At 41.3% G+C, this 11,960-nt stretch carries 11 protein-coding genes and 1 other RNA gene; 9 read left to right on the forward strand and 3 right to left on the reverse strand.

The window, feature by feature from the left end; translation table 11 throughout:
- Both B0183_RS12810 and B0183_RS12815 read right to left on the reverse strand, forming a co-directional pair.
- Positions 1-389: ISAs1 family transposase (locus tag B0183_RS12810; RefSeq protein WP_131826774.1), on the reverse strand; the 389-nt coding region annotated here is incomplete at its 3' end.
- Positions 365-622, reverse strand: coding sequence for a transposase family protein (locus B0183_RS12815; protein WP_078208748.1), 258 nt, complete (start codon positions 620-622; stop codon positions 365-367). The genes B0183_RS12815 and B0183_RS12810, both read right to left, overlap by 25 nt.
- A gap of 142 nt (positions 623-764) precedes the next feature.
- On the opposite strand from B0183_RS12815, the gene rnpB reads away from it, so the two are divergent.
- The 9 genes from rnpB to tyrA all read left to right on the forward strand — a co-directional run bounded on the left by rnpB (position 765) and on the right by tyrA (position 10,842).
- An RNA gene (gene rnpB / locus B0183_RS10175) (RNase P RNA component class A) lies at positions 765-1,145 on the forward strand.
- A 121-nt stretch (positions 1,146-1,266) separates the two neighbouring features.
- Positions 1,267-1,908, forward strand: coding sequence for a DUF1007 family protein (locus B0183_RS10180; RefSeq protein WP_005711043.1), 642 nt, complete (start codon positions 1,267-1,269; stop codon positions 1,906-1,908).
- Positions 1,899-2,876: a nickel/cobalt transporter gene (locus B0183_RS10185; protein WP_021111181.1), complete on the forward strand. Its 978-nt coding sequence runs from the start codon at positions 1,899-1,901 to the stop codon at positions 2,874-2,876. The genes B0183_RS10180 and B0183_RS10185 overlap by 10 nt, the downstream gene beginning before the upstream one ends.
- Positions 2,877-3,192: 316 nt before the next feature.
- Positions 3,193-4,641 (forward strand): alanine/glycine:cation symporter family protein, encoded by a 1,449-nt coding sequence (locus tag B0183_RS10190; RefSeq protein WP_021114134.1) that lies wholly within the window; start codon positions 3,193-3,195, stop codon positions 4,639-4,641.
- Between the two features lie 299 nt (positions 4,642-4,940).
- On the forward strand, positions 4,941-6,941 hold the full coding sequence (cpdB, locus tag B0183_RS10195) for a 2',3'-cyclic-nucleotide 2'-phosphodiesterase (RefSeq protein ID WP_021114133.1): 2,001 nt from the start codon (positions 4,941-4,943) through the stop codon (positions 6,939-6,941).
- A 59-nt stretch (positions 6,942-7,000) separates the two neighbouring features.
- Positions 7,001-7,339, forward strand: a complete 339-nt coding sequence (locus tag B0183_RS10200; protein ID WP_005711033.1) for a TusE/DsrC/DsvC family sulfur relay protein — start codon at positions 7,001-7,003, stop codon at positions 7,337-7,339.
- Between the two features lie 8 nt (positions 7,340-7,347).
- Positions 7,348-8,370: a glycosyltransferase family 9 protein gene (locus B0183_RS10205; RefSeq protein WP_021116227.1), complete on the forward strand. Its 1,023-nt coding sequence runs from the start codon at positions 7,348-7,350 to the stop codon at positions 8,368-8,370.
- A 287-nt stretch (positions 8,371-8,657) separates the two neighbouring features.
- Positions 8,658-9,719 carry a 3-deoxy-7-phosphoheptulonate synthase gene (locus B0183_RS10210; RefSeq protein WP_078208749.1) on the forward strand — a complete coding sequence of 354 codons (1,062 nt, stop codon included), beginning with the start codon at positions 8,658-8,660 and terminating at the stop codon, positions 9,717-9,719.
- 1 nt (position 9,720) lies between these two features.
- Positions 9,721-10,842: a bifunctional chorismate mutase/prephenate dehydrogenase gene (tyrA, locus tag B0183_RS10215; protein ID WP_075630671.1), complete on the forward strand. Its 1,122-nt coding sequence runs from the start codon at positions 9,721-9,723 to the stop codon at positions 10,840-10,842.
- Positions 10,843-10,933: 91 nt separating this feature from the next.
- Here the strand turns inward: tyrA and thrB are convergent, their stop codons facing one another.
- Entirely contained in the window at positions 10,934-11,881 is a 948-nt protein-coding gene (gene thrB / locus B0183_RS10220; RefSeq protein WP_071610910.1) for a homoserine kinase, read from the reverse strand.
- Between the last annotated feature and the right edge of the window lie 79 nt (positions 11,882-11,960).

An 11,960-nucleotide genomic window follows, 5' to 3' on the forward strand; every position in this document is an offset into this window, starting at 1 on the left:
ATACTCTGCTTTTTCGGGTGTAATCGTGCCAAGTTCAACGCTAATCGACGCAAGATTGCCAGATTTTCCGCACCCCATTCATCGGTCACAGCACATTCGTCTTCTTTATAGACCACATCTAGCACCCAATGGGCTTTGTTTTCCACTTCCCAATGCCCTCGCACGCACTTCGCCAATATTTGAACATCAACATCCAAACTACTGATATAAAAGACTTTTTCTTGTGATTCTTTGCCATTATCTGACCGCTTGCGACACACCTCCAACACCGATTTTATCCCCTTCCATTCCTCCGCTTTGCTCAGCCAATCACTCACTTTCAGCTTACGGTAGTAACGCTCATCAATTCGACGACGTTCCGCATTTACCTCCTCAAACGCCTCAAGCATTTAATGCGTTTTATTACACGAGCGATAGTATCATCGACAGGAATACCACACTCAAAAGGACGATATTTTCGCAACCAATCCAAATGTAATTCGCCAAAAAGTTTGATTTCAGTCCAACTATTTGTTCCCGAAATCACGGCACTGACGACGAGAAAAACGATGTCTAAAAAGTGGTGTTTTTGATTATAGGCTCGTGGGTCGGATAAATTTTCAAAAAAACAAAAAACGCTCATTTTACAACCTGATTTGATATGGATAATTAAGGTGTATTAGATCATAAATTTGAGAAAGATGCGATCTTGCCCTGCGTTGATAATAGGGATGAGACAATTCATTTTGTTGCAAAAGTTCATAAATCCGCTATACTCGCCAGCCTGAGTTGGTTAGACAATCGCTGGTTTATTGAAGCCCTTAACCGTTCGTAAGAACGACCTAGTGGGACAAGTAAACGAGAGGAAAGTCCGAGCTACACAGGGCAGAGTGCCAGATAACGTCTGGGAGGCGTGAGCCTACGACTAGTGCAACAGAGAGCAGACCGCCAGTTTCGGCTGGTAAGGGTGAAAGGGTGCGGTAAGAGCGCACCGCGTGAGTGGTAACATTTCACGGCACGGTAAACTCCACTCGTAGCAAGACCAAATAGGAATCCAACGAGTTGCCCGCTTGGGATTCGGGTAGGTTGCTTGAGCGTATGTGTGAATGTACGCCTAGAGGAATGATTGTCCACGACAGAACTCGGCTTATCGACCGACTCAGCCTAATTTTTAAGAGCGAACAGATTTTGTCTGTTCGCTTTTTTATTGAAGCATGTCGGAACAAAAAGCCCTTATAAAAGTCTGATATAATGATTTTAAAATTGATTTCATTATAAGGATTTCAAATGCTTAAGCGTTTTCTTATCGGCACGATTTCGCTGTTACTCTCTTTTTCTGTTTTTGCTCATCCACACTCTTTCCTTGATATGAAAAATAAAGTGCTAATTCAACAAGGTAAGCTGGAAGGTTTTGAATTGTACTGGACACTTGATGAGATTACATCAGCTGAACTGATCTATGAAATCAACAGCAGTAAGGATAAAAAACAGGCAATGAATAAAATTTTGCGTGAGTTAGATGAATCTGCGGTGAGTACCCACTATTTTAGCGAGCTTTATAATCAGCAAAATGAACCGATTAAGTTTAAAGCTAAACCGCATAACTCGTCCGTTGAAATTCAGCATAATCGTATTATTTACCATTTCACCTTGCTACTAGCCGAGCCTAAAGCGGTAAAAGGGCAGTCATTCCGTTTTTTTACCTTTGAGCCAAGTTATTACTTAGCAATGAATTACGAAAAAGCGAGTGATGTCAGTAGCACAGAGCAAAATCTTTGTAAAGTTGAGATGATTGAGCCGACGGTAAATCAATCTTTGCGGTTGTATGCATCGACATTAGATAAAAATGAAACCCCCGATATGCCAGCAGAACGTGGCTTGTCTTTAGGCGCACAATTTGCGCAAAAAGTGAGTATTGTATGTCAATAAAGGCAAAGTATTGGGCTGGGATAGCGGTCGGATTGGTGGCACTTTTTGCGATTTATCAGGCTTATCCCTATCTCTTATTTAAAGTCAGCGAGTGGCAGAGGGAATTTAATGTTGCGCTTTCAGAGGCGTTAAATCGTCTGAATGAAAACCAGCAACAGGCAGGGCTGACTCTAATGGCAGTGAGCTTTATCTATGGAGTGTTTCACGCCGTTGGTCCAGGTCACGGCAAATTTATTCTAACAAGTTATCTCTCTTTTGAACAAACCAAACTGCCACAAGCGGTGAAAATCACTTTATTATCTGCATTAGTGCAAGGCTTGGTGGCGATTGGATTAGTGACGATTATTGTGGTGATTTTTACCCTTTCTCGTAGCTATTTTAATCTAGCGTTAAAATGGGTTGAGCGAGGCAGTTTTGTTGTAATGATGTTGTTTGGGCTGTATTGGTGTTATCAAGCGTTAAAAAGCGTGAGAGCGAAGCCAAAGGGCTTTCAAATTCGCCATTTGCAAAAAATAGCCCCAAAATCACCGCTTATTACTGCTCATCATCAACATTCTGCAGATTGTAGTTGTGGTCATAAACATTTGCCAAGTTCGTCCGAAATAGCAACGGCAACGGATTGGAAAAGCACGCTGATGTTGATTTTTAGCATTGGCTTACGTCCCTGTTCAGGGGCAATTTTAGTGCTGTTTTTAGCCTATACTTTGGATTTATACCTTTGGGGCGTGGCTTCGGCTTTATTAATGGCAACGGGAACGGGGCTAACGCTAACGCTGTTTGCCTGTTTGGTTCTATTTGCTCGCCGTAAAGCAGTGCATATTAGCGGTTGGTATCTTTCATTTTCGGCTCACAAGCGGTCTGTTTTATTCGGAAAATTGCTGATTGGATTACTTTTGATCGGTTTTGGTTTTACCTTATTCCACAGTAGTTTGTTAGATACAAGCCAAAATCTTTTGTTTAAGCGTTAAGTTATGTCATATTCAATGGACACCAAGCGTGGTGTCCCTACAATGACGTTGAATTATTACCGTTCATAAAAGTATTTGTAGGGACACACTGCGTGTGTCCATTCTAACAAAAAACTCAATTCGTATTGATGGACACGCTCAGCGTGTCTCTACTATATTATTTGCTAATTAGACAGAATTTGTTATTTAAACCAGCCCAGCCCGTTAAATAACCAATCATTAACTTTTTTTATTATTTTAATTAAAAAATCTTTTCAAAAAAGATAAAAAATCGTTAAAATGCCGAAATCGTTTTACTTTTTATGAGGTCTTTTCGATGGATAGCATAGTTTCAATTTTTGAAGATGTTTTAAAATGGATCGTGAACACGATTGACGGTCCACTTTGGGACATTACTGTATTAACCCTTTTAGGTGTCGGTTTATTCTTTACCATTACCACTGGCTTAGTTCAATTACGTTTATTACCTCGTAGTATCCGTGAAATGTGGTCTGGCCGTGCTGCAGAGGGCGAGTCATTAACCCCGTTCCAAGCCTTTGCAACAGGCTTGGCAAGCCGTGTGGGCGTGGGTAATATCGGTGGAGTTGCGACTGCTATCGCATTAGGCGGACCAGGTGCAGTGTTCTGGATGTGGATCACTGCGTTAATCGGTATGAGTAGTGCATTTGCAGAATCATCATTGGCACAGGTTTATAAAGTGCGTGATCCAAACGGTATGTTCCGTGGTGGCCCAGCTTATTACATTAAGCGTGGTTTAAAAGCTCCTTGGCTTGCGATTGCCTTTGCAATTACCTTAATTTTTACCTTCGGTTTTGCGTTCAATGCGGTTCAAGCAAACTCTATCGTTGAAGCAACGCGTAATGCGTGGGAATGGGATCCGCATTATGTGGGCATTGTGTTAGTGATTGTGACTGCAGCGATTATCTTCGGTGGGGTTAAACGTATCGGTCAGGTTTCAGCGAAAGTTGTGCCGATGATGGCGTTATTCTACTTAATTATGGCAATGATCATTTTAGGGATGAATATTGAGCGAGTACCTGAAGTTTTAAATAAAATTATTACAAGTGCCTTTGACTTTTCTGCAATGGCTGGCGGTATCTTTGGTTCATTATTCTCACAAGCGATGTTAATGGGGATTAAACGTGGTTTATTCTCAAACGAAGCGGGTATGGGTTCTGCACCAAACTCAGCGGCAACGTCAGATGCAAAACACCCTGCAAGTCAAGGCTTAATTCAAATGTTAGGGGTATTTGTGGATACCATTATTGTATGTACTTGTACCGCAATCATTATTTTAATGTCTAACGATTATGGTAGCGAATCATTGCGTGGCGTATCTTTAACCCAAAAAGCGTTAGAGTTCCACATCGGTGAATTTGGCTTACACTTCTTAGCCTTTATCTTATTGTTATTCTGCTACACTTCAATTATCGGTAACTATGCTTATGCAGAAAGCAATATTCGCTATATCCGTAACAAACCAAGTTTCGTATTAGCCTTCCGTTTAATCGTGTTATTTTTCGTTTACTTCGGTGCTGTGCGTGATGGCGGTATTGTGTGGGCGTTTGCCGATACCGTAATGGCATCAATGGCGATGATCAACTTAGTGTCTATCGTTTTACTTGCTCCAATTGTTTGGGTTATCTTAAAAGATTACCAAAAACAAGTGAAAGCAGGTGTAGAGCAGCCTGTATTCAAAATTGAAGATCACCCAGAGCTTATTCGCCGTGGTGTTGATCCGTTAATTTGGAAGTCAAAAGAGTAACCTATTAAAAGTTTAATCTAATAAGATCCCTGCTTATCATGCAGGGATTTTTATGAGGTATAGGGATCTTAAGTAGATTTATATGTATTATTTATTTCTAATTACATAGATAATCTAGTTTTTATCTGTTCTATATTCCCTCTAAAGTAACCGCTTCAGAAATTAGAATAGCGGTTTTTATACAGCCTTAATTTATCTATTCTGTGAAGTCGATCACAGATTTGATAAAAGGATTAAGGCATTTTAGAGTATTATTGCCTATAATACTCTCCTTTTTTGTATCAATGAGGATACTTGTTATGATGAACAGAAGACGTTTTCTTCAAATTGGTGCGACCACCGTATTAGCAATTAGTGCAAACCGCTTTGCATTTGCTGCAGGCGATAGCAAAGTTTCTTTGCGTGTTATTGGCACAACGGATATTCACAGTTTCTTAACGGATTTTGACTACTACAAAGATGCACCAACAACAAAATTTGGTTTTACTCGTGCGGCAACGTTAATTGAACAAGCTCGCAAAGAGGCTAAAAACAGCGTTCTTGTTGATAATGGTGACTTAATTCAAGGTAATCCGATTGCGGACTATCAAGCAGCGGTCGGTTATAAAGAAGGGAAATCTAACCCTGCGATTGATGCATTAAACCTAATGAAATATGATGTAGGGACATTAGGTAACCACGAATTTAACTACGGTTTAAAATACCTTGATGACGCAATCAAAGAAGCAAAATTCCCGATCATCAATGCGAATATCGTTAAACCAGGTACAGATGAGCCAGTTTACCAACCATACTTCATTCAGAAAAAAGAAGTGGTTGATGAAGATGGTGTGAAACATACTTTAAATGTCGGTTATATCGGTTTCGTTCCACCACAAGTAATGGTGTGGGATAAAGCCCATTTAGACGGCAAAGTGGAAGCTCGTGATATTGTGAAAATTGCTGAAAAATATGTGCCAATCCTGAAAAAAGCAGGGGCGGATTTAATCGTAGCACTTGCTCATACAGGTCCATCTGATGAGTCTTATAAAGAAGGCGCTGAAAACTCAGCATTCTATCTTGCTGATGTAAAAGGCATTGATGCGGTGATTTTTGGACACTCACACCGCCTATTCCCAAATAAAGAGTTTGTAAAATCGCCAAATGTGGATATTGAAAAAGGAACAGTGAAAGGTATTCCAGAGTCAATGGCAGGTTACTGGGCGAACAATATCAGTGTTGTGGACTTAACTCTTGCAAAACAAAAAGGCAAATGGCTTGTGGTTGATGGTAAAGCCGTGCTATGCCCAATCTATGATAATGAGAAAAAAGCTGCAACGGTAGAAAATCACCCTGAAGTTGCCGCTTTATTGCAACCTGTTCACGAAGCAACTCGTAAATTCGTGTCACAACCAATCGGTAAAGCGACAGACAATATGTACAGCTACCTTGCTTTAGTTCAAGATGACCCAACAGTACAAATTGTGAACCAAGCACAAAAAGCCTATGTAGAAAATATCGTGAGAGGATTGCCGCAGTTAGCAGGGTTACCAATTTTAAGTGCGGGTGCACCGTTTAAAGCTGGCGGTCGTAAAAATGATCCGAATGGTTATACCGAGGTAAACAAAGGTGAATTGACATTCCGTAACGCAGCTGACTTATATCTCTATCCAAATACCCTTGTTGTGGTTAAAGTCACAGGCGAAGAGTTAAAAGAGTGGTTAGAGTGCAGTGCTGGTATGTTTAAACAAATTGATCCAGCGAACGAACAGCCACAAAGTCTATTAGACTGGGAAGGTTTCCGCACTTATAACTTTGACGTGATTGACGGCGTTCAATATCAATATGATATTACTCAACCAGCACGTTATGATGGCGAATGTAAGTTAATCAACGATAAAGCTCACCGTGTAATGAATTTAACCTATAACGGTAAACCAGTTGATCCAAAAGCAGAATTCTTAATTGCGACCAACAACTACCGTGCATATAGCAATAAATTCCCTGGCACAGGTGAAAGTCATATTGTCTTTGCTGCACCAGATGAAAACCGTCAAATTTTAGCGAATTATATTACTGCTGAAAGTAAAGCCAACGGTCAAGTCAGTCCAGCTGCAGACAAAAACTGGCGTATTGCTCCAATTGCCGCTAAAGGCAAATTAGATGTACGCTTTGAAACTTCGCCAAGCGATAAAGCAAAAGCCTTTATTGCAGAAAAAGCACAATATCCAATGTCATTCGTTGGCACTGATGAAACAGGCTTTGCGATTTATCAGATTGATTTGACAAGTAATATATTTATAGCCCAGCATTTTAATTAAGTTCTTTTTAGAATGCTGGGCTCTTCTTTTAGAGTTTTCATCCTACACCCTCATCTTGTATGCTTCATTTTATCGAACTCAATCATCAACAATACCCCACAGACGAACACGGCTATTTGAAAAATTTAGACGACTGGTCGCCTGAACTTGCCGTAGTTATCGCTCAAAAAGATAACCTTGAACTTAGCGAAGCCCATTGGGAAATCGTCTATTTTGTGCGAGAATTTTATCAAGAATATAAAACCTCCCCAGCAATCCGAATGCTAGTAAAAGCCTTATCGCAGAAATTTGGTGAAGAAAAGGGCAGTAGCCGTTATTTGCAACGTTTATTCCCTGAAGGCCCAGCAAAACAGGCAACCAAAATTGCAGGCTTGCCAAAACCTGCGAAATGTTTATAGGAAGAAAGATGAATAGCCCGCAATCAATCTGTATTTTACGACTTTCTGCCATTGGTGATGTTTGCCATACCCTTGCGGTTGTGCAAGCCATTCAACGCCAATATCCGCGAGCGGAAATCACTTGGATCATTGGTAAAACGGAGTCGATGTTAATGCAAGGCATTCCGAATGTAACCCTTGTGCCTTATGATAAAAAAACAGGGTGGAAAGGGATTTTTGCGTTATGGAAACAGCTGCGTGGTAAGCGGTTCGATTATCTGTTAAATATGCAAACGGCATTGCGTGCCTCTATTTTATCCTTAGGTATTCGAGCAAAACAAAAGGTCGGCTTTAATCGAGATCGTGCAAGAGAAGGGCAGTGGTTATTTACAAATAAAAAGGTGGAAAAGACCGCTTCCCCTCACGTTTTAGACGGTCAGATGATGTTTGCTAAAGCGATTGGTGTGCAAGATCTACGTCCAACTTGGGACTTGCCTGTGAGTGAAGCGGATTTAGCCTATACGTCTCAATTTATTGATAAACAACGAAAAAATTTAGTCATTGCCCCTTGTTCTAGCAAAAAAGAGAAAGATTGGTTGCCTGAAAATTATGGGCAAATTGCACAGTTTGCATTAGCACAAAACATCAATGTGATTATTGCAGGATCTCCGTCGGTTTATGAGATGGAAGTGGCTGCAAAAATTCAACAACTTGCACCGAATTGCCTTAATCTTGCAGGAAAAACCAATTTAAAACAACTTGCGGCATTAATTCGTCAAGCGGATTTGGTGCTATCTTCGGATTCGGGGCCAGCTCATATTGCGACAACTCAAAATACAACGGTGATTGGTCTATATGCGATTCATAACCCACGCCGTACAGGCCCTTATTTAGATTTAGATAAGGTAGTATCTGTTTATGATCAGGCGGTATTAGAAAGTCGTGGGAAGCCTTGGGATCAGTTGCCTTGGGCGACAAGTGCAAAAGGTGATGGGCTGATGGAGCGAATTTCAGTAGAGCAGGTGAAACAGAAAATTCAAGATTATTTATAAAATCATTGTTTGGGCGGACCAATGTGTCCGCCCAAAATATTATGGGGTTTATCCCTACATCCAGCACAATCCTCGTATTACTCAGGGATTTCTCATAAATAGGGGGAATGATGTATTTTAGGACGAATGTAGGGACACACTGCGTGTGTCCATTATTCATTTATTTTACGGACACGCACAGCGTGTCCCTACAAATCCCCTCTAAAAGTCAAAAAACCATTGAAACTTTACCAATTACGTTGTAAATTAGTTCTGTATTGATTTTTTTACAATTATAGGAAATAAAAATGAACACTGTATTTAATCAGGATAGTTTACACAACGTAAACATTTGTGATGAAAAAGTTTTGCTAACCCCAAAAGGATTAAAACAAGAGTTTCCACTGCCAGAGCATCTGCGTAAACAGATTGAAGAATCAAGAAAGGTAATCTCAGATATTATCCATAAACGTGATAAACGCCAGCTTATTGTTATTGGTCCTTGTTCCATTCACGATCCTGTCTCTGCATTAGAATATGCCAAAAAATTAAAAGTGTTAGCCGACAAAGTGTCAGATAAACTTTACATTGTAATGCGAGTGTACTTTGAAAAACCACGCACCACTGTGGGTTGGAAAGGTTTAATCAATGATCCTAATTTAAACGGCACATTCGATGTTGAAAAAGGGTTACGCATTGCACGTAAATTATTGTTAGATTTAGCGGAACTTGGCTTGCCGCTTGCAACCGAAGCCTTAGACCCGATTAGTCCACAATATCTTGCTGATCTATTCAGTTGGTCTGCGATTGGAGCAAGAACGACGGAATCTCAAACCCACAGAGAAATGGCATCAGGTTTATCAATGGCAGTGGGATTTAAAAATGGCACAGACGGAAATTTAGGCGTTGCGATTAATGCAATGCAGGCTTCTGCAATGGGGCATAGCTTTATTGGGATTAACCAACAGGGGCAAGTAACGGTACTGCATACCAAAGGCAATCCTGATGGACACGTTATCTTACGCGGTGGAAAATCCCCGAATTTTGAAGCTCAATATGTGCAAGAGTGCGAACAGGCGTTACGCAAAGCGGGCTTGCCTGAAGCGATTATGATTGATTGTAGCCACGGTAACTCTAATAAAGATTACCGCCGTCAGCCATTGGTGGCGGAAAATGTGCTACAACAGCTGGTTGCAGGCAACCAATCTATTATCGGCTTGATGATTGAAAGCCACTTGTTTGCCGGCAATCAATCGTCCGAGCAACCTTTTGAACAGATGCAATATGGCGTATCTATTACAGATGCTTGCATTGATTGGCAGACAACGGAAACCTTATTAACCGATTTTGCAGAGACCCTAAGAAAGTAGTATGAACCCATTAAATCCTATTCGTGAACAGATCGATCAAGTCGATCAACAGTTAATTGAATTATTGTCAAAACGTCTTTCACTGGTGGCAGAAGTTGGCAAAATTAAACACCGGCACGGTTTGCCGATTTATGCCCCTGAACGTGAAGCCTCAATGATTGCCGCTCGCCGTCAAGAAGCAGAAAGTCAGGGCATTCCTGCTGATTTGATTGAAGATGTGTTGCGTCGTCTAATGCGAGAATCTTATACCAACGAGAATAAACACGGCTTTAAAGCGACAAATGAGCAAGTGCGAAAAATCGTGGTTGTTGGCGGCTTGGGCAAGCTAGGCGGATTGTTTGCCCGCTATTTTGAATTATCGGGCTATTCGGTGGAACGCCTTGATCGAGATGACTGGGAGCAAGCCGAACAGATTATGCACGGAGTAGATTTAGTGGTAGTTTGTGTGCCGATTGCCAACACTTTAGATACCCTTGAGCGTTTACAGCCGTATTTGAACGAACAGATGATCTTAGCTGATCTCACCTCAGTCAAAGCACAGCCGTTAGCGAAGATGTTAGAAGTGCATTCTGGAGCCGTTGTTGGGCTTCACCCAATGTTTGGGCCAGATATTGCAAGTTTTGCGAAACAAGTGATCGCTTGTTGTCACGGACGTTTTGCTGAACGTTATCAATGGCTGCTTGACCAAATGCGGATTTGGGGGGCGAAGATTGAAGAGATCGATGCCAAAGAACACGATCACGCAATGACCTACATTCAAGCGCTACGCCACTTTTCTACCTTTGCTTATGGGTTACATTTATCGCAACAAGCTGTCAAATTACCGCAATTACTTGCACTTTCGTCTCCGATTTATCGTTTAGAGCTGGCGATGATAGGTCGTCTATTTGCCCAAGATGCGAAATTGTATGCGGAAATTATCGCCGATAAGCCTGAAAATTTAGATGTCATTGCCTCGCTACAACAGAGCTTTGAAAAGAGCTTGGCATTCTTTCAGCAAAACGACAAGCAGAGCTTTATTGATGCCTTTGAAAAAGTGCATTGTTGGTTTGGCGATTATTCCGAACAATTCCTTAAAGAGAGCCGTAATCTATTGCAACAGGCGAGTGATTTGAGGGGATAGGAATTTACTTTACTAAGACATATTATATTTTCTCTTGCTTTTCCGCCCTTAATAAGGGCGGAGTCTATGAGAATAATTATGTATGCTGAGCTTACTTCAACTCTCTCGCTCCTAAATTATCCACCTTACAAATATGGATAAAACCCTCATTGTTTTGCAGATAATCTTTTTCAAGATAAGCGACCAATTTTTGAGCGTGCTCTAAGTCTGGAGCAATGGCGAACATCGTTGGGCCTGAACCCGAAATCCCCACCGCCAATGCTCCCAAATCTTTACAACCTTGGCGAACTTCGGCAAAGTTTGGCAGTAATGATTCACGATACGGTTCAGCAATCAGATCTTTCATCATAATAGCGGCAAGTACGTCTTGACGAGTGTGGCAAGCGTGAACGAAAGAGCCTAAATAGCGAGCCTGTGAGATCATCTCTTGGCGAGTATAGCTTTTGGGCAAACTCGCACGAGCTTCAGCGGTGGACACTTCAATCCCTGGATAAGCCAACACCCAATACCATTCATCAAAGAACGGAATCGGTTGGCAAATATTACCGAGCGATTGTGTCATTAATTGCAGACCGCCTAAATAGCACGGGGCAACGTTGTCATAGTGGATTGAGCCTGAAATTCTGCCTTCCAATTCGCCCATCATTTCCAACAATTCCATTTTTGAAAACGGTTCATCGTGGAATTTATTCAGTGCTACGAGAGCAGCCACAATTGAGCAAGCACTTGAGCCTAAGCCTGAGCCAATCGGCATATTTTTCTCAAGGGTGAGGCGTAAATTTTTCACTACGCCACCACGCAATTTCAAACGTTCGCTAAACAGCACATAGGCTTGATAGACGATATTTTTTTGCGGTTCTTTCGGCAGTTTACGCACAAAATAGCCGACACTTTCTAACTCAAAGAGTTGATCGCACTCTTCAATTTGTACCACATCACCAAGCAGTGAACCATCAATCGGCGAAATGGCTGTGCCAAGCGAGTCAAAGCCAACACTTAAATTTGCACTGGAAGCCGGGGCATAAATTCGTAATGTCATTTTTTTTCCTTATTTTATATGGGATTAGACATACATAGATTTTCGTAGGGGGGTTATCCCCACCCGAAATCGTGTCTAT

Origin of the sequence: Glaesserella parasuis (assembly GCF_002015085.1) — a bacterium.
Lineage (GTDB): Bacteria > Pseudomonadota > Gammaproteobacteria > Enterobacterales > Pasteurellaceae > Glaesserella > Glaesserella parasuis.